Raw genomic sequence first — 16,887 nt, 5'->3', positions numbered from 1 at the left:
TTGCAGGTTTTGGCGATTTTTAAGTGTCCATCTTCGATTGTCTGTTAGTCCTTAGAGTTTTGTGCCACATTCAGGACAAAAGTGGTTGGTTGAGGCGTTTTTCGCATTGCAGTTGGGGCAGTAGATTAGCTCAACAGCTTGCTCTAACTTGTTCTGTTCGGGGAGTCCGAGCATTTGAGCATTGCTCTTGCCGGGGGCCACCATGGGGTAACAGTTTTCCGTGCGATGAACCCGTACATCCATGACCACTGCCCCGTCATGGGCTAGCATTTCGGCGATCGCATCCTGAAGTTGATCGGAATGGGTGACCTTAATTCCCTTCAAACCATAGGCTTGACAGAGTAATTCCACATCCGGCATCCCCACCTCCATATTAGAGGAGGAATAGCGTTGACCATAGAAGGTTTCCTGCCATTGGCGGACCATCCCCTGCCAACCGTTATTAATAATCACGGTTTTGAAGTTGATGCCGTATTGGGCTATGGTTCCCAGTTCCTGAAGATTCATCTGGAAACTGCCATCCCCACTAATACAAATCACCTCTTCCTCAGGAAGCGCCACTTTCGCCCCCATAGCCGCAGGCAGTCCATAACCCATCGTTCCCAGTCCAGCACTGGAAATCCAACGACGGGGACCATTTTTCAGGAATTGGGCCGCCCACATTTGATGTTGCCCCACATCGGTTGTGTAATAGGCGTTGGGGGCTTGGCGATGGAGTTCTACAATCACCTGTTGCGGGGAGGGTAACCCAGGATATCGGGGAACCTCTAAGGGATAATCCTTGCGCCAGCGGTTGATGCGATCGAGCCAGGACCGAGTTCGCTCAGACTCTATCCCGACGCCGAGTTCTTTGAGACGACGCAACAAATCAATGAGAACTTGGCGCACATCCCCCACGATGGGAACTTCTGGGGCCCGGTTTTTACCCACTTCGGCGGGGTCAATATCAATATGGATGACCTTGGCGCGAGAGGCGAACTCATCTAATTTCCCGGTGACGCGATCGTCAAATCGTGCCCCCACGGCAATTAATAGATCACATTCGCTGACGGCAAAGTTCGCATAGGCGGTTCCGTGCATTCCCAGCATTCCCACCGAGAGGGGATGATTCTCATCAAATGCACCTTTCCCCATGAGGGTCGTGGTCACAGGAATTTGGAAATGTTCAGCGAGTTCGAGCAGTTCTGCATGGGCACTCGACGAAATGGCGCCACCGCCGACGTAGAGGAGTGGGAACTCGGCCTCACGAATCAGGGCGATCGCCTGTTCAATCTGACGAGGATTCCCCTTCACCGTGGGCCGATAACCCGGCAGTTTCAGAGAACCCGGCTCAATCGGCGTATAGTCGCATTCAGCCAAGCCCACATCTTTGGGCACATCGATTAACACCGGCCCTGGACGACCGGTACTAGCGATATGGAAGGCCTCCGCCACAATTCTGGCCATGTCATTGGGGTTGCGCACCACATAGGAATGCTTGACGATGGGCAGCGTAATCCCGAAAATGTCCGTTTCCTGGAAAGCATCGGTCCCGATCGCATTGAGGGGAACCTGTCCCGTCACCACCACCATGGGAATTGAGTCCATGTGAGCGGTAGCAATCCCCGTCACCAGGTTTGTCGCTCCCGGGCCCGAGGTCCCAAAACAGACCCCCACTTGTCCTGTTGCGCGGGCATAGCCGTCAGCGGCATGAGAGGCCCCCTGTTCATGACGAACCATCCCCCACTTGTCCTGTTGCGCGGGCATAGCCGTCAGCGGCATGAGAGGCCCCCTGTTCATGACGAACCAGGATATGTTGGATCCCACCCTGGGCTTCTGCCCGATATAACTCGTCATAAATAGGGAGTATGGCGCCACCTGATATGTTGGATCCCACCCTGGGCTTCTGCCCGATATAACTCGTCATAAATAGGGAGTATGGCGCCACCGGGATATCCGAAGATATGCCGAACACCATGGCGTTTTAAACTATCTATCAGGGCATAGGCCCCACTCACACGTTGCACTGCGACTCGTTGTAATTGCACGACAGGAACCTCTTGCAAACTCTCGAAAACTAAAACCGTTATCCTACAATTCTACTCAGGTCAAGTTCATTTCGTACAGGACTTTAAAGAAATTCAAGATACGAGGGAATCTCGATAGGATAGAGAGGCTACAGGAGCAGAGCTTAAGGCTGCATCCACTGAATTTTTTCTCTTAAAACCTTATGAATGATCAAACTCCTCAACCCTACTCATCCCGTCCCAAGGCGGCTCAGGGACTGAGTGAACAGAAGTATCAACGCCTGGTCGCTGAGGCCAAAGCCCCCTATCGTGGTTTTCGTCTCTTTATCTATGTCAGTTTAGGGGCATCGGGCCTCCTTGGAGCATTCGTTTTTATGGCTCGGGTGGCAGCGGGACAAAATTTGTCGTCTGATTTGCCCAATTTGGCCCTACAACTCGGGGTTGTTGCCTTGATGGTCTGGTTGTTTCGTCGGGAACGTCGATGAAGCCTCTGAGATGGGCCAGGTCACGGTGGTTCGGGTCTTATTATCTCTGGTTGGGTTTGAGTTTGCTCTTGTCTGGAGCCATGGCCTTGGTCATCTGGCGCGATGGCCAAGGGGTCTATCGGATTCAGGATGATGCGCGGCAACATGTGTTCTGGATGCACCGCTTTGGGGATGCTGAGTTGTTTCCCCAAGATTGGATTGCCGATTATTTTCAGTCGGTTGCGCCCTGGGGCTATCGTCATCTCTATGGCCTGGCTGCTCATCTGGGACTGGAACCCTTGAGTTTTAATAAGCTGTTGCCCATTCTCTTAACCCTGCTAACAACGGTGCTGGTGATGCGGGTGAGTTGGCGACTGTTACCCCTGGCCCCGGTGGGCTTTTTTAGCAGTGTCATTTTAAATCTGAGTCTGTGGATGAAGGATGACCTCGTCTCAGGAACTCCTCGGGCCTTCGCGGTTCCCCTGTTGTTGGGGTTTCTTTGGGCCCTGTTGTCTGAACATATCCTGGCCACGGCGATCGCAGTCCTGGTGACGGGACTGTTCTATCCCCCAATGGTCATCGTCGAGGGAGGGGTTTTACTGTTGCAGGGGTTGGGGATTCCTCAAGGAACTGGCCGCAACCGTCCCTTGGCTTGGGTGGGCTTGATTACGGTTGGAGGAGTCCTGCTGTCCTACCTCTTGGCCGCCAATCCTTGGCAGCCGGTGTTAACCCGTCAGCAGGGGTTAGCCTTAGCGGAATTGGCCCCTCGCGGACGTAGTGCTTTTTTTTATGAGGATTTTGGCCATTTCTGGTTCAGCAGCGATCGCAGTGGCTTGATTCCTGGCTACACGCCGTTAGTGCTGTGGTTTGGCCTCCCGTTACCGCTGCTGTTGCGGTTTCGACAAGGGTTTCCCTTACTCTCTCAGGTTCGGGGAACCTCTGTTCTCCTACAACTGCTGCTGTCGAGTGTGGGTAGCTTTCTGTTGGCCCATCTGTTGCTGTTTCGTTTACATCTACCCAGTCGCTACACCCATCACAGTTTCCGAGTGCTGTTGTCCTTGGCGGCGGGAATGGTGCTGGTGGCGATCGCCCACTCGGTCTTCCGTCCGTCCTCTCAAAGAGGCGTTACGATGATCCTCAAACGCCTCTTTGCGGTTCTTTTACTGGTATCTGTCATCGCCTCTCCCCTCTGGTTACAGGATTCCTTCCAAACGGCCTACTACGACGGAACCGCCCCCACACTCTATGAGTATCTACAAACCACCCCCAAAGACAGTCGAGTTGGGGGTATAGACGGGGAGTTAGACAACATCCCCAGTTTTGGCAAACGAGGGATCTTGATGGGTCTCGAATACATGATTCCCTATCATTGGGGCTATTATGCCGTAGTGCGCGATCGCTTCATTGCCCTCATCAACGCCCAATACAGTCCCAACCCGGACCAGGTTCGTGAGTTTCTCCGGGAGTACCCCCTCGACTATTGGCTAATTCGCCGCGATGACTTCACCCTCAATTACCTACAACAGCACTATTGGCTCAACCGTATGGCCAGCTCCCCCCGTCAAGAGGATGCTCTCGTACAAGCCATTCAACGAGCCTTCGAGACCTTAGAACAAGGACAAACCCCCGTCCTGGCCACCCTGGGCGATCGCTGTGATGTCGCCGCCAGCCCCCACTATTGGCTCCTTGATCGCACCTGCATTCTAGACCAATTCAGACCCGAGACTTGACAGCCCGCCCATTACCCCCTATGATAAACTCATAACGATTATGAGTTAACTGAAACACCGTTAACTGCACAGCGTCATTACACCGTTACCACAAGGAGTTCAACGCATATGTTACAGGACAAAACCGGACAACGAGTCCCCGAAGTTACCTTCCGCACCCGTCAAGATGGTGAATGGAAAGATGTCGAGAGCAAAGACATCTTCAACGGCAGAAACGTGATTGTCTTCGCCCTCCCCGGTGCCTTCACCCCCACCTGTTCTTCCAGCCACCTCCCCGGCTACAACCAACTCGCTAACACCTTTAAAGCGAGCGGCGTTGATGAAATTGTCTGTCTATCCGTGAATGACACCTTCGTCATGAACGAATGGGCCAAAGACCAAGAATCTGACAACGTCACCCTGATTCCTGACGGAAATGGCGACTTCACCGAGCAAATGGGAATGCTCGTGGACAAAGCCGATCTCGGGTTCGGCAAACGCTCCTGGCGTTATTCCATGTACGTCAAAGATGGCATCATCGACAAAATGTTCATCGAACCTGAAGAACCCGGAGACCCCTTCAAAGTCTCCGACGCTGAAACCATGTTGGGCTACATCAACCCCCAAGCCAAGCCCAAACACGTCTCCCTGTTCTCCAAAGTGGGATGCCCCTTCTGCGCCAAAGCCAAATCCCTCCTCAAGGATAAAGGCTGGGACTACGAAGAAATCGTCATTGGTCGCGATGCCTCTACCGCTTCCCTGAAAGCCATGACTGGCAAGACATCTGCCCCTCAAGTCTTTGTCGATGGTCAACTGGTGGGGGGTTCCGAAGAACTCGAAGCCTATCTCAAGACGGCATAATTGCCCAGCCTTGAGGCCTGATCTCAACGATCCGGGATTCCCCCATGATGGGAGTCCCGGATATTTCCCTTAAAAAAAATTGGTTACACCCGATAAGATAACCAGAGCCATTTGAGCCGTTTGTGGCAATACTTTCTGGCAACAGGTTAATACAGATACAAGAGGACTTAAAACCTATGACATACGACTTTGACTTATTTGTGATTGGGGCCGGTTCCGGGGGAATCGCCACCGCTCGCCGTGCGTCAGAATATGGCGCTAAGGTGGGGATTGCTGAAGACGATCGCCTAGGGGGAACCTGTGTTAACCGGGGCTGTGTTCCCAAGAAACTCATGGTTTACGCCTCCCACTTCCCGGAGCAGTTCCATGATGCCGTGGGATATGGTTGGAGTGCCGTACAGAGTCAACTGGACTGGCCGAAAATGATTAAGGCCGTCAACGATGAGGTGACTCGTCTCAATGGCATCTATCAGCGAATGCTGGATAAGTCCGAGGTGCAGGTCTTTCGGGAGTCGGCGAGGTTTGTGGACTCTCATACAGTCCAAGTGGGCGATCGCCAAGTCACGGCCGACAAAATCCTGATTGCCGTCGGCGGAAAACCGGTTAAACCCAGCATTCCCGGCTTAGAACATGCCATCACCTCCGATGAGATGTTCCATCTTCCCCAACAACCGAAGCATCTCGTGGTTCTCGGTGGCGGCTATATCGGGGTGGAGTTTGCCTGTATCCTACGCGGCTTAGGATCTGAAGTGACAGTGGTGATCCGCCGCGAGAAGATTCTCAACGGCTTTGATGAAGATTTGCGCGATTGTATTCAAGAGGGAATGGCTAACCATGGCATTCGCATTCTCAACAACACCAATATCACCTCGGTGGATAAACAAGGGGATGGAACCCTAAAACTGAATTTAGACACCCATGAGGGCAGTATTATCGCCGATACCGTCACCCTCTCTGCCACCGGCCGCAAACCCCGTTTAGAGGGATTAGGGTTAGAGAACACCCAGGTTGAGGTCAAAAAAGGGGCGATCGCCGTCGATGAGTATAGCCAAACCGCCGAACCCCATATCTTCGCTGTCGGGGACTGCACCGATCGCGTCAACCTGACCCCAGTGGCCATCAACGAGGGTCGTGTCTTTGCCGATACCCACTTTGGCGACAAATCGCGGCAAATGAGTTATGAGAACATCCCCACAGCCGTGTTTTCCTCTCCCGAAGCTTCTACTGTTGGCCTCACCGAAGCCGAGGCCCGAGAGCAGTATGGAGATGCCATCAAAGTCTTCCGCTCTAAGTTCCGGCCGATGTATCATACATTAGGAGGACGAGAAGAACGAACGCTCATGAAACTGGTGGTTGATAGCCAGAGCGATCGCGTGCTTGGGGCCCATATGGTGGGAGAAAGTGCCGCCGAGATTATTCAAGGGGTGGCGATCGCCGTCAAAATGGGAGCCACGAAAGCCGATTTCGACGCCACCGTGGGCATTCATCCCAGTTCTGCCGAAGAATTTGTGACGATGCGCTAAACCCATCGGATTTGTGCCCGGGCATTCCTGAGACCGTCCGCCTATTTGCGTATTTAACGGTGGTTCTGACGGGGCCCCTCTCACCAGAACCACCTCCCTTCTGAATGGTTAGTCCCCCTTATGCCCGCTGCACCCTATCCTGCAAACGAAGCCGAACGCCAACGGGCCCTTGAGCAGTACAACCTGCTCGATACCCTACCCGAACAAGCCTTTGACGACATCACCACTCTGGCGGCTCACATTTGTGATACGCCGATTGCCTTAGTCAGTCTCATTGACCGCGATCGCCAATGGTTCAAGTCCAAAGTTGGCATTGATGCTGAGGAAACCCCCCGCGAGCAGGCCTTTTGTGCCCATGCTATCCTCAACCCCGACGGCATTCTCTTGGTTCCCGATGCCAAAGTGGACCCGCGCTTTACCGACAATCCCCTCGTCACCGGTGGCCCTCAGATTCGTTTCTATGCAGGCGCTCCCCTACAAACCCCTGATGGCCAGGCGATCGGCACCCTTTGCACCATTGATGACAAACCCCGCCAACTGACCCAAGAGCAAATCGAGGGCCTACAGGCCCTCAGCCGCCAAGTGGTTGCCCAAATGGAGTTACGGCGCCATGTCAAACAACTTCATCAAACCTTAGACCAACTACGACACACCCAAGCCAGCTTAATTCAGACGGAAAAAATGTCCGCCCTGGGGCGATTTGTCGCGGGAGTTGCCCATGAAATCAATAATCCGGTCAGTTTTATTCTCGGCAATCTGCCCCATGCCCAAGATTACACAGAGCAACTGATTGAGTTGGTGCATCTCTATCAAACGACTTATCCCCAGCCTGACGCATCATTGGCGGATCATCTGAGTGAGATTGACGTCGACTATATTTCCCAAGATTTCCTAAAACTTTTACATTCAATGAAGTCAGGTGCAATTCGCATTGAAAAAATTGTGGATTCCCTGCAAACCTTTAGCCATCTCGATGAAGCCGATATCAAATTAGTTCAGATTCAGGAGCATCTTGATAATGCCCTGGACTTAAGCCTGTTCCAGTTACGAAGAACCAGCGAACAGTTGCCAATTGACGTAGTTAAAGACTATCAAGAACTGCCACCAGTGGTCTGTTACGTCGGACAACTCAACCAGGTATTTATTAACATCATCGGCAATGCCATGGATGCCTTGCAGGAGCGCCTGCAACCCCATTTGGCTGATGGGCCCGAGTCAACCTATCGCCCTAGGTTAACCATTACGACCCACCAGGCAACAGATGAGGACGGACGGAACTTTATCACCATTAGCATCCAAGATAATGGCATGGGGATTGACCCAGATAAACGGGATAAAATTTTCGATCCTTTCTATAGCAGTAAACCCATTGGCAAAGGAACTGGCTTGGGACTAACGAGCAGTTATGACATTGTTGTCAACCAGCATCAGGGAAAACTAATCGTTGACTCAACCCCGGGCCAGGGAAGTCGCTTCTCAATTTGGCTGCCGACAGACTTACCGCTACCGGACTAGCCTTGTTCCCCTGCCGACCCACAACCCGAAAAGGATGCGATAAGCTTGAAGCATGACCAGGCGCACAAGGACCATCACGACTATTGACCCACAACCCGAAAAGGATGCGATAAGCTTGAAGCATGACCAGGCGCACAAGGACCATCACGACTATGGCTGGATTTGGCAATCTGTTTCAGAAGGCATTTTATCTAGGAGTGGGTTTAGCCTCCTACGCTGGGGAACAGGCCGGGGAAAAACTTATTGAGTTACGGGAGACGGCCCAGAAGCTGGCCGATGAGTTAGTAGAACGAGGCGAGATGAATGCGGAGGAGGCCCGCCGTTTTGTCGAGGAGATGGTCAATCAGGGCCAGCGACAAGCTAATCCTAATCCTCAAGTTCGGGATGAGACGAGACCCAAAGAACCCCGACGCATTGAAATTCTCGACGATGACGAGGAGATCTCCGAGACCTCTTCGACGTCGACGGATACCTCGACATCAGACTCAGGTGTAGAGCATTTACATCAACAGGTGCAATCGCTTCAAGATGAATTGCGCCGTTTGCAGCAAGATCAATAAATCATGGAAGATTGGCTAACCGAATGGGTGAATACCGTTGAAAAGAGTGTGACAGAAGCCATCGTCCAAACGGCTGAATCGATTGAAGTTTGGACGGATGAGATTGTCGAGCAGTTAGATCAACAGCTTGAGGAGACCGTCATTTGGTCTCAGGAGCGTTCTGATGAAGTCTATCAGCAACTTCGGGAGGTGTTTCCCTTGGATGAACTGTCCCAAGAGATTGACCGCACCCTTGACGATTGGTTAGAGGGGTTAGAGTTCCTGTTGTTTGATGAAGACTCTGGAGATTGGGACATCCAAGATTCGGAGAGGAACTCAGATCCATTTGTTCATATTACCTACGTACATCCAAGCAAATCCACTCATCCGGCCTGCATAAACTGTCAGCATTATCACGGACATATGTATGGTGATACCCTCTTGGTCTGTGGGATGCACCCGTATGGCTGGGAGGGAGAGGACTGTCCTGATTGGGAAGGCCCCGTTAGGGGAGAGGACTGATTAGGGACAGCCTGTTAATTCTCCCCGGATGCAACGTTGAGTGCAGCTTGCGGAGAGTTGTTGAATCTCCTCTGGACTGTTGGGAGCTTGAGCCTCAACGGCCCGCTCCAAACATTGCACGACGGCTTGCTGGCGTTGGCGTTCAATCTGGGATACCCAGATCCAGATTCCACCGCCCAGGACTAGCCAAAGAAGGATGAAGAGCCAGTAGGGAAAGGAAGAATTGCGATTTAACGGAGACATAAATCCTGAACAATAAACAGTTGGCGATGGCGACAGCACTGCCGAAGATGCCTCACGCTGTCGGGAGACAGGACCCTAGATGGTTTTCTGCGTAATTCTACACTAATAATGGGCTAATCTTCTCACGCTGTCGGGAGACAGGACCCTAGATGGTTTTCTGCGTAATTCTACACTAATAATGGGCTAATCTCAGACATTAAGTCAAAAAAATTACGTAGTTATACGTGGGCGGATATCTGGGCAGCCGTCAGCTAGCGGTGAGCTGGGTTGTCTCAAAGGGGGAGAGGCGGGGACGCTTGGGGCGTTGTGGCGATCGCCGCCTGTGCGGTGAGCTGGGTTGTCTCAAAGGGGGAGAGGCGGGGACGCTTGGGGCGTTGTGGCGATCGCCGCCTGGCCAAAAATTTAATTCTGGTTCACACTAAAAGATGACCTGACGCTCTTAACGGGACACGCTCCTGTATCATCCTTGCCCCATGGATAAGACTGCTGCTAACTATACGTTTTCCTGGATTCATCAAATCGCGGAAATTCCCAAAGCCGCCTGGGATCCCCTCGCTCAACCCCTGACATCACCGTTTTTTGAGTGGGATTGGCTGCATAATTTGGAGTCTTCCGGAAGTGCGACGGGAAAAGCCGGCTGGATGCCTTGTCATCTCACCGTCTGGCGCGATCGCACCCTTGTCGCCGCCGCGCCTCTGTATCTGAAGGGCCATAGCTACGGGGAGTTTGTCTTCGATCATCAATTTGCCGATCTCTCGGAGCGTTTGGGCATCTCCTATTACCCGAAACTCCTGGGAATGAGTCCTTTTACCCCGGCTGAGGGCTATCGCTTTTTAATCGCTCCCGATGAAGATGAGGCGGAACTGCTGGGGTTGATGGTGGCGGAAATTGACCATTTCTGCGATCGCAACCAAATCAGTAGCTGTCATTTCCTCTATGTTGACCCCTCATGGCAATCTCGCCTGCAAGAGAGCGGCTTTTCCCCTTGGCGACATCACAACTACATTTGGCACAATGATAGCTATGGCAGTTTTGATGAGTATCTCAAGGCCTTTAATGCCAATCAGCGGCGGAATATCAAGCGAGAACGTAAGGCCATGGCGAAAGCGGGGTTAACCCTGAAAACTCTCAGCGGCGATGAGATTCCTCGGGCCCTGTTCCCCCTCATGTACCGCTTTTATGAAAATACCTGTGATAAGTTTGGCTGGTGGGGGAGTAAGTACCTAACGAAACGCTTTTTTGAGCAACTCTATACCACCTATCGTCATCGGGTTCTTTTTGTGGCTGCCTATCCCGAGTCGTCTGGGGCCGATGAGCGACATCCGTTGGGCATGTCGTTTTGTTTAACCAAGGGCGATCGCCTCTATGGACGGTATTGGGGCAGTCATGATGAGATTAACTGTCTCCATTTTAATGTCTGCTATTACAGTCCCATCGAATGGGCGATCGACCACAATATTCAGATTTTCGATCCCGGTGCGGGAGGCCGCCACAAAAAACGTCGAGGCTTCCCCGCCACCCCCAATGTCAGCCTGCATCGTTTTTATCCCTCACGACTCCGTAAAATCATTTTGCCCTATCTACAACAGGTGAATGAGATGGAAGAACGGGAGGTGGCCGCGATTAATCAGGAGTTACCCTTTGCCCGTCAGGAGAACTAGAAGGCAATAGGCAAGAGAAGGCAGTAGGCAGTAGGCAAGAGAAGGCAGTAGGGGAAGACGTAGGGGCGTACTAGGCTCAGAGTATCAATTGGGCAATCTTCAATTACTGTATTAACTTATGTGGCGATTACTATCAAAAGCTAAGGGAACCCGTGGAGGCGGGGGGCATCCATCTTCTGTATTAACTTATGTGGCGATTACTATCAAAAGCTAAGGGAACCCGTGGAGGCGGGGGGCATCCATCTTCCTCACTGCTGATGGCGGGGATATTGGGGGTGCTGTTTCCTCTGATTGGCACAGGTTGTACCATAGAGATCCTCACTGCTGATGGCGGGGATATTGGGGGTGCTGTTTCCTCTGATTGGCACAGGTTGTACCATAGAGAGCGCCCCCGAGCCTGGGGTAGAGTCTCAGACAACCGATACATCCATGGTGAGCCAACAGCAATCGATTCGGGTGATGCCCCTGGGGGATTCCATCACCGACGGCTATAACGTTCCGGGGGGCTACCGCATCAACCTGTGGGCAGCCTTAGAGGAACGCGGCGATCGCATTGAGTTTGTGGGCAGCCAAGAAAACGGCCCCCCCGAACTCCCCGATCGCAATCATCAAGGTCATTCCGGCTGGCGCATTGACGAACTCCACCGTCGAGTGGGGGATTGGTTAGAAACTGCCGAACCGGACGTTATCCTATTACTCATTGGCACCAACGACATTGTGCAGGGTTATAGTCTCGATACCGCCCCCGCCCGTCTCAATGCTCTCATCGATGAGTTATTTCACCATCGTCCCCAGGCCCAAATTTTTGTCGGTTCCATTCCTCCCATCGACGAAGCCGATCTCAATGCACGGGTTGAAGCCTACAACCAAGCGATCGCCCAAAACATCCAGGCCCGTCAATCCCAGGGCGATCGGCTAACGTTCGTCGACCTCTACAGCGGCCTAACCCCCGAAGACTTAGCCGACGGCATCCATCCCAACCGCCAAGGACATGACAAAATCGCCCAAATGTGGTACGAAGCCTGGACTCAGCACCACTAACCTCAAACCCCCCATTGCCTATTGCCTACTGCCTCTCCCCCCTATTGACAAACCTGAAGCAGTTCCGCCAAAACCGTTCCATCATCACGGCCCGCCTCAATCTCTTGTTCGAGTTCAACAAACTCCTCAAAACTGTACCGTTGCTGAATTTCCTCAATGGCACAACTACAAGAGCGTTGCATCGCCGGGTCGCCCCCAGTACAACTTTCCAGGAAGCGATCAATCGCCTCGGCCGGATAATCAGACGCAACTGACTCATTTGTTGGCGTCTGTTCCGGGGTTGATCGGGGAGATGTAGCGGATTCCTCAGATGGTTCGCAAGCCACAAGAGCCAGTAAAAGGACTAATAGGCCGGCAAACCTCAGCGGATGTCTAGAAAAGTTCATTATTAACGTAATTAACCTAAGTCAGACAGAATCTCCATGATTCTACCCGCCTTTGTACCGTCAGAGCCAGCGGCTGAGAAAGTACCAAAAGCGATCGCCAAACAAAACTGCCAGCAGACCAAAGCATAACCCCAGTAAGCCAATTGAAAAGAGGCTGGCAACAATAGAGACCCCCCAGATATGGGGAGAGAAAAAAGCAATCACAACGCCAAAAAGAAAGCCGCCGCTAAAACGAGCCACAGTTTGTAAACGATTGAGGCGACGGCGAGGTGAAGGATCAGACATGAAAACAACTCAAGGACATAATAAACAGGACATGCCTAAGTGGGAATGAGTTCTCCGGGACGCAGCTTCGACCATTTCCCCATCTCAGCTTTAAAGCTTTCACAGCCCACCACGTCCCATTCCATTTCAATATCCCCCCCCTCAGGAGTGCGGATATTCACATTAATGGTAGGCTCAACGGGCTGAAAGTCAGGAGCGTCAGTCAAATGAGACTGTTGATGCTGGTGTTCCACCTCGTGATAGGTGGCACAGCGATCGACATAATGGCAGTTGACACAGATACACATGGTATAAACGTCTTTGCACGACAGGTTGCACTTTCTGTTAGTTTAACGTGGGGATTTGAGAATGCCCCATTTAAGGGGAGAAATGCTTTTGGTTATGGGGAACGCAGTCATGGGCGAGCGGGGAATTGGGAGTCTGATCATGGAGGATCTGGTCATGGGTGAGGAAAAACCAACGGTGTTTTCCCCTCAGACTTGGGGCTTTTCCCTGGAGGATTTACCCCCGGAGGCCTGTTTAGTCGGTGGGGCAGTTCGAGACGGCTTGCTGGGGCGACAGTCGGACTATCTGGATTTAGATTTTGTAGTTCCCCAGGGTTCCATTGAGGCGGCCCGTGGGTTGTCCCAAAATTATCGGGCGGGATTTGTCATTCTCGATGCCGCCCGGCAAATTGCCCGAGTGGTGTTTCCTGAGATGACCGTGGATTTTGCCTTACAGGAGGGAGAGTCGTTAGAAGCGGATTTGCGACGACGGGACTTTACCGTGAATGCGATCGCCTATAATCCTCGCAGCCGGACTTTAATTGACCCCCTTCAGGGCTACCAAGACCTCCAGCAGCGGCAGTTACGGACGATCGCCCTACAGAATCTCAAGGATGACCCGCTGCGACTGTTACGGGGCTACCGTCAAGCGGCCCAATTAGGCTTTACCCTGCACCCAGAAACCCAAGCGGGGATTCGTCAACTTGCCCCTCTGTTAACTCAGGTGGCGGCGGAACGAGTCAATTCAGAACTTGGCTATCTTCTCGGCAGTGAGTCGGGAACCTATTGGTTACAGCAAGCATGGCAGGATGGCCTATTGTCAGGATGGTTTCCTCAGGCCCAGGCCCAATCCCTAGAACGCCTAAGTGCCATTGATGAGGTGGTCGGGGACTTGGCCCAGACTTGCCCTGAGTTAGTCTTAGAACTCCAGGCCCCGTTACGGCCGACCTTAAAAACTACTCTGGTGATGATTGCCAAGTTGAGCAGTTTAATGTCTCAGGAGTTGCCAGAAGCCGAACGCACCTTAGCACGGTTGAAGTATTCCCGGGCCGAAGTGCGGGCCGTTTTAGCCTTACAAGAGGCTTGGCGGCTGGCGGGGGGAGAAGCCGCCTTGCGAGGGCTGTCGGTGCGATCGCAGTATTTTTGGTTCAAACACCTCAACGGGACGTTTCCTGCCTATGTCCTCTATGCCTTAGCCTCTGGGATTTCCCGAGAGGCGATCGCCCCCTATATCCAGCATTATCTCAATGCCGATGACCCCATCGCCCATCCCCGGCCCCTGATCAAGGGACAAGATTTAATCGAGACGGTGGGCGTCCCCCGAGGTCCTGAGGTGGGCCATTGGCTCACGGAAATCGCGATCGCCCAGGCTGAGGGAATCCTGAATCATCCCCAGGATGCCCTCAACTGGGTTGAACAACAACGCGCTCAACCCAGAACACCCAACCCCTAGATGCTGAACTTACCTCGTAGTAGGCGGCTCGCTAGAAATGAGCCGAGGGCGATCGCCGCCACAAACAACTGATTCGAGGCATAGTGGTGATGATGGTGGGGAAGCTCAGGATGGAGTTGGGTGATCTGATCAAAGCCAATCCGGCCATCCACCACGGGGACAATTAACAAATCCCAATGGTTGCCTTCACCCACTTCAATCGTCCAATCTCCCACCAAGTCATAATCCGGTTCAAAGACGAAGCGGCCATCTTCATCAGTTAGGCCCTGAATTTCCTCGGCCTCAGCATCGCCGGGGGGATGAACGACTACATCTGCGCCATCATAGAACTCGCCGGTGCTGAAAATGGCTTGAATCTCCAAGCTTTCCGATTGAGGTTGAAAATGCGCTTCGAGGGTGTGAGCAAAGGCGCCTTGAGGGCAAGCCAAAACGCCGAAACCCAGAACCAGGAGGATGAGGCAAGCGCGAATGGAAGCTTTAAATGTCATAGTAACTGTACTGTGAGGGTCGAAATTTAGATGCTGATGGTCTAGCAAAGACCTCTGCAACAGGCAACAGGGATGTAATTCCCTTAATTTACCCCAGAGGCACAATTGATCCGAATGTTAGACCAATACCAATACATACAACAACCACTGCACTCCAAACCGACAAATTTTTCAGTAAACGCTCCGGTTGTGGTAGATGTTCTAATTTCTGTCGTCCGTAGAGGGCCATCAGGCCTAACCCAACCAAGACCGAGGCTAAGCCAAAACTAAACCCGACGACTAAAACCAGTCCATAGAAAATTTTGCCCAAAGCCACCGCCGTCAGCAAAAGAACGAGGGCAGAGGGGCAAGGGATTAAGCCACCGGCAATTCCTAATTTGAAGAGCGACCTTAGATCGATGGCTGAGGAGTGGTGATGGTGGTGATGATGGGCAGAGCGTTGTCTCAGACGACGTTTGAGCAAGGTTAGCCCCACCCCGATAATGGTGACACCGCTGATGATACTCAGTACGGGATAGAACTGTTCTGGCAGAAAATACTCCGAGGTGAACAGGGCGATGAGTCCCAGTAGAAAGACCCCCAAAGTATGAGTGATGGTGGTGGTTAGGCCCAGAATAACCGCGTGAGTAGGGGTAGCGGAGGACCCGAGCAGATAGGCGGCAACGAGAGTTTTTCCATGGCCAGGGGAGAGGGCATGGATTGCCCCTACCCCCATGGCGATCGCCACCCCAGTGACCCCCATCATGGAGGTAGGATCATAGAGGAGTAATTGATTTAATGACGAGGATTGGATGACGTGAGCGAACAGTAACGTTGATTTCATCAAGAAGAATCCTCCCATGGCTCTTGGTCAAAAAGCTTTAAGATTGGCGTTGGAGTTTTAATCCTCAGGAGTTCGGTACGATTCAATGGTGCAACCCAAATTAATCATTCACGGCGGGGCCGGCAGTTCCCTAAAAGGCAAAGGGGGAATTGAGGGCTTGCGGAAAACACTCTATGGCATCCTGGATGATGCCTATAGCCTACTGCGGGCTGGAAAAAGTGCCAAGGATGCCGTTGTGCGGGGCTGTCAGTTGCTGGAAAATGAACCCCGCTTTAATGCCGGAACTGGCTCAGTTTTACAGTCTGACGGCCAGGTTCGCATGAGTGCTTCGTTGATGGATGGAACCTCACAACAGTTTAGCGGCATCATCAACGTCTCACGGGTGCAAAATCCCATTGAGTTAGCGGAGTATCTGCAACAGCAGCGCGATCGCGTCCTCTCGGATTATGGGGCGGCTGAACTGTCCCGAGAATTGCAAATTCCTATTACTGACCCCATCACGGATAATCGCCTCGAAGAATGGTTACAGGATCGTCAAGATAATTTCCGTCGTGGCATGGCCAACGTCATTGCCGAACCCGTCGAGGATGATGAAGCCGGGCGGGGAACCATTGGCGTGGTGGCCTTAGATGCCGAGGGACGATTGGCCGCCGGAACCTCCACCGGGGGCAAAGGCTTTGAACGGATTGGCCGAGTGAGTGATTCGGCAATGCCGGCGGGGAATTATGCCACCCGACTGGCGGCTGTCAGTTGTACGGGCATTGGCGAAGACATTATTGATGAATGTTTAGCGGCCAAAATTGTCATTCGCGTCAGTGACGGCATGTCCTTGCAGGCGGCTATGGAGAAATCCTTTGCTGAAGCCACAGAGAATCAACGAGATTTAGGGGCGATCGCCCTCGATGCCCAAGGTCATATCGCCTGGGGCAAAACCAGTGATGTGGTCTTAGCCGCCTACACAGACGGCGATCGTAATGGAGATAGCTTAGAAGCTGATCCAGGAACCCAAGTGCAAAAAATTTAAGACATGTCACGTTCAGGGAGGGTCGCGGTCTCCTCCCTGCTTGAAAAACTCTCTCTGAGGGTAAATTGACATCTTGTCAAT

Annotated in this window: 19 protein-coding genes and 2 pseudogenes; 11 read left to right on the top strand and 10 right to left on the bottom strand. The window is 52.5% G+C overall.

Annotated features, from left to right (window positions below; translation table 11 throughout):
- Positions 1 to 51 precede the first annotated feature (51 nt).
- From ilvB to L855_RS22925, 3 genes and pseudogenes are all read right to left on the bottom strand, one after another.
- Positions 52 to 1,719 (bottom strand): annotated as a pseudogene (gene ilvB, locus L855_RS16005) (biosynthetic-type acetolactate synthase large subunit); the annotation flags it as partial.
- Positions 1,706 to 1,906, bottom strand: coding sequence for a thiamine pyrophosphate-binding protein (locus tag L855_RS22930; RefSeq protein WP_425500579.1), 201 nt, complete (start codon positions 1,904 to 1,906; stop codon positions 1,706 to 1,708). The gene L855_RS22930 and the pseudogene ilvB, both read right to left, overlap by 14 nt.
- Positions 1,860 to 2,027, bottom strand: a pseudogene (locus tag L855_RS22925) (thiamine pyrophosphate-binding protein); the annotation flags it as partial. The pseudogene L855_RS22925 and the gene L855_RS22930, both read right to left, overlap by 47 nt.
- A gap of 182 nt (positions 2,028 to 2,209) precedes the next feature.
- On the opposite strand from L855_RS22925, the gene L855_RS16000 reads away from it, so the two are divergent.
- From L855_RS16000 to L855_RS15970, 7 genes are all read left to right on the top strand, one after another.
- Positions 2,210 to 2,491 (top strand): DUF3493 domain-containing protein, encoded by a 282-nt coding sequence (locus L855_RS16000; RefSeq protein WP_159789704.1) that lies wholly within the window; start codon positions 2,210 to 2,212, stop codon positions 2,489 to 2,491.
- A 68-nt stretch (positions 2,492 to 2,559) separates the two neighbouring features.
- Positions 2,560 to 4,200, top strand: coding sequence for a hypothetical protein (locus L855_RS15995; protein ID WP_219729927.1), 1,641 nt, complete (start codon positions 2,560 to 2,562; stop codon positions 4,198 to 4,200).
- 108 nt (positions 4,201 to 4,308) lie between these two features.
- A complete protein-coding gene (locus tag L855_RS15990) occupies positions 4,309 to 5,040 on the top strand; it encodes a glutathione peroxidase (RefSeq protein ID WP_159789700.1) in 732 nt (243 codons plus the stop codon).
- Positions 5,041 to 5,216: 176 nt separating this feature from the next.
- The gene (gor, locus tag L855_RS15985; RefSeq protein ID WP_159789697.1) at positions 5,217 to 6,563 is read left to right on the top strand and encodes a glutathione-disulfide reductase; all 1,347 of its coding nucleotides are present in this window, start codon (positions 5,217 to 5,219) and stop codon (positions 6,561 to 6,563) included.
- A gap of 120 nt (positions 6,564 to 6,683) precedes the next feature.
- Positions 6,684 to 8,078: a sensor histidine kinase gene (locus L855_RS15980; protein WP_159789695.1), complete on the top strand. Its 1,395-nt coding sequence runs from the start codon at positions 6,684 to 6,686 to the stop codon at positions 8,076 to 8,078.
- A 152-nt stretch (positions 8,079 to 8,230) separates the two neighbouring features.
- Positions 8,231 to 8,638 carry a phasin family protein gene (locus L855_RS15975; RefSeq protein WP_159789693.1) on the top strand — a complete coding sequence of 136 codons (408 nt, stop codon included), beginning with the start codon at positions 8,231 to 8,233 and terminating at the stop codon, positions 8,636 to 8,638.
- A gap of 3 nt (positions 8,639 to 8,641) precedes the next feature.
- Entirely contained in the window at positions 8,642 to 9,139 is a 498-nt protein-coding gene (locus tag L855_RS15970; protein WP_159789691.1) for a hypothetical protein, read from the top strand.
- Here L855_RS15970 and L855_RS15965 read toward each other — a convergent pair whose 3' ends face one another.
- Positions 9,140 to 9,382 (bottom strand): hypothetical protein, encoded by a 243-nt coding sequence (locus L855_RS15965; protein ID WP_159789689.1) that lies wholly within the window; start codon positions 9,380 to 9,382, stop codon positions 9,140 to 9,142.
- A gap of 272 nt (positions 9,383 to 9,654) precedes the next feature.
- Positions 9,655 to 9,780, bottom strand: coding sequence for a hypothetical protein (locus L855_RS22280; protein ID WP_281349517.1), 126 nt, complete (start codon positions 9,778 to 9,780; stop codon positions 9,655 to 9,657).
- Between the two features lie 75 nt (positions 9,781 to 9,855).
- Here L855_RS22280 and L855_RS15960 point away from each other — a divergent pair, with 75 nt between their 5' ends.
- Positions 9,856 to 11,043, top strand: a complete 1,188-nt coding sequence (locus L855_RS15960) for a GNAT family N-acetyltransferase (RefSeq protein WP_159789687.1) — start codon at positions 9,856 to 9,858, stop codon at positions 11,041 to 11,043.
- Positions 11,044 to 11,370: 327 nt separating this feature from the next.
- Positions 11,371 to 12,084 carry an SGNH/GDSL hydrolase family protein gene (locus L855_RS15955; RefSeq protein WP_159789685.1) on the top strand — a complete coding sequence of 238 codons (714 nt, stop codon included), beginning with the start codon at positions 11,371 to 11,373 and terminating at the stop codon, positions 12,082 to 12,084.
- Between the two features lie 41 nt (positions 12,085 to 12,125).
- On the opposite strand, the gene L855_RS15950 is transcribed toward L855_RS15955, so the two are convergent.
- The 3 genes from L855_RS15950 to L855_RS15940 form a co-directional block, all read right to left on the bottom strand.
- Entirely contained in the window at positions 12,126 to 12,410 is a 285-nt protein-coding gene (locus L855_RS15950) for a hypothetical protein (protein ID WP_159789684.1), read from the bottom strand.
- A gap of 120 nt (positions 12,411 to 12,530) precedes the next feature.
- Positions 12,531 to 12,755, bottom strand: a complete 225-nt coding sequence (locus tag L855_RS15945) for a hypothetical protein (protein WP_159789682.1) — start codon at positions 12,753 to 12,755, stop codon at positions 12,531 to 12,533.
- 35 nt (positions 12,756 to 12,790) lie between these two features.
- Positions 12,791 to 13,042: a Ycf34 family protein gene (locus L855_RS15940; protein WP_159789680.1), complete on the bottom strand. Its 252-nt coding sequence runs from the start codon at positions 13,040 to 13,042 to the stop codon at positions 12,791 to 12,793.
- A gap of 154 nt (positions 13,043 to 13,196) precedes the next feature.
- On the opposite strand from L855_RS15940, the gene L855_RS15935 reads away from it, so the two are divergent.
- Complete coding sequence (locus L855_RS15935) at positions 13,197 to 14,471, top strand: tRNA nucleotidyltransferase/poly(A) polymerase-related protein (protein WP_159789678.1); 1,275 nt, start codon at positions 13,197 to 13,199, stop codon at positions 14,469 to 14,471.
- On the opposite strand, the gene L855_RS15930 is transcribed toward L855_RS15935, so the two are convergent.
- Together L855_RS15930 and L855_RS15925 are read right to left on the bottom strand one after the other, a co-directional pair.
- The gene (locus L855_RS15930; RefSeq protein ID WP_159789676.1) at positions 14,468 to 14,959 is read right to left on the bottom strand and encodes a hypothetical protein; all 492 of its coding nucleotides are present in this window, start codon (positions 14,957 to 14,959) and stop codon (positions 14,468 to 14,470) included. The genes L855_RS15935 and L855_RS15930 overlap by 4 nt on opposite strands.
- Positions 14,960 to 15,047: 88 nt before the next feature.
- Complete coding sequence (locus L855_RS15925; RefSeq protein WP_159789674.1) at positions 15,048 to 15,782, bottom strand: nickel/cobalt transporter; 735 nt, start codon at positions 15,780 to 15,782, stop codon at positions 15,048 to 15,050.
- An 85-nt stretch (positions 15,783 to 15,867) separates the two neighbouring features.
- Here L855_RS15925 and L855_RS15920 point away from each other — a divergent pair, with 85 nt between their 5' ends.
- Positions 15,868 to 16,806, top strand: coding sequence for an isoaspartyl peptidase/L-asparaginase (locus L855_RS15920; protein WP_159789672.1), 939 nt, complete (start codon positions 15,868 to 15,870; stop codon positions 16,804 to 16,806).
- The last annotated feature ends 81 nt before the right edge of the window (positions 16,807 to 16,887 follow it).

This window comes from Sodalinema gerasimenkoae IPPAS B-353 (genome assembly GCF_009846485.1).
Lineage (GTDB): Bacteria > Cyanobacteriota > Cyanobacteriia > Cyanobacteriales > Geitlerinemataceae > Sodalinema > Sodalinema gerasimenkoae.
Note: the sequence above shows the minus strand (reverse complement) of the source record. Positions and strands in the feature narration are given on the sequence as shown.

What these genes read in the sequence shown, in the direction of transcription:
- L855_RS22930 (WP_425500579.1), bottom strand. Translation starts at nt 1,906, where the DNA reads ATGACGAGTTATATCGGGCAGAAGCCCAGGGTGGGATCCAACATATCA.
- L855_RS16000 (WP_159789704.1), top strand. Translation starts at nt 2,210, where the DNA reads ATGAATGATCAAACTCCTCAACCCTACTCATCCCGTCCCAAGGCGGCT.
- L855_RS15990 (WP_159789700.1), top strand. Translation starts at nt 4,309, where the DNA reads ATGTTACAGGACAAAACCGGACAACGAGTCCCCGAAGTTACCTTCCGC.
- gor (WP_159789697.1), top strand. Translation starts at nt 5,217, where the DNA reads ATGACATACGACTTTGACTTATTTGTGATTGGGGCCGGTTCCGGGGGA.
- L855_RS15980 (WP_159789695.1), top strand. Translation starts at nt 6,684, where the DNA reads ATGCCCGCTGCACCCTATCCTGCAAACGAAGCCGAACGCCAACGGGCC.
- L855_RS15975 (WP_159789693.1), top strand. Translation starts at nt 8,231, where the DNA reads ATGGCTGGATTTGGCAATCTGTTTCAGAAGGCATTTTATCTAGGAGTG.
- L855_RS15970 (WP_159789691.1), top strand. Translation starts at nt 8,642, where the DNA reads ATGGAAGATTGGCTAACCGAATGGGTGAATACCGTTGAAAAGAGTGTG.
- L855_RS15965 (WP_159789689.1), bottom strand. Translation starts at nt 9,382, where the DNA reads ATGTCTCCGTTAAATCGCAATTCTTCCTTTCCCTACTGGCTCTTCATC.
- L855_RS15960 (WP_159789687.1), top strand. Translation starts at nt 9,856, where the DNA reads ATGGATAAGACTGCTGCTAACTATACGTTTTCCTGGATTCATCAAATC.
- L855_RS15955 (WP_159789685.1), top strand. Translation starts at nt 11,371, where the DNA reads ATGGCGGGGATATTGGGGGTGCTGTTTCCTCTGATTGGCACAGGTTGT.
- L855_RS15945 (WP_159789682.1), bottom strand. Translation starts at nt 12,755, where the DNA reads ATGTCTGATCCTTCACCTCGCCGTCGCCTCAATCGTTTACAAACTGTG.
- L855_RS15940 (WP_159789680.1), bottom strand. Translation starts at nt 13,042, where the DNA reads ATGTGTATCTGTGTCAACTGCCATTATGTCGATCGCTGTGCCACCTAT.
- L855_RS15935 (WP_159789678.1), top strand. Translation starts at nt 13,197, where the DNA reads ATGGGTGAGGAAAAACCAACGGTGTTTTCCCCTCAGACTTGGGGCTTT.
- L855_RS15930 (WP_159789676.1), bottom strand. Translation starts at nt 14,959, where the DNA reads ATGACATTTAAAGCTTCCATTCGCGCTTGCCTCATCCTCCTGGTTCTG.
- L855_RS15925 (WP_159789674.1), bottom strand. Translation starts at nt 15,782, where the DNA reads ATGAAATCAACGTTACTGTTCGCTCACGTCATCCAATCCTCGTCATTA.
- L855_RS15920 (WP_159789672.1), top strand. Translation starts at nt 15,868, where the DNA reads ATGGTGCAACCCAAATTAATCATTCACGGCGGGGCCGGCAGTTCCCTA.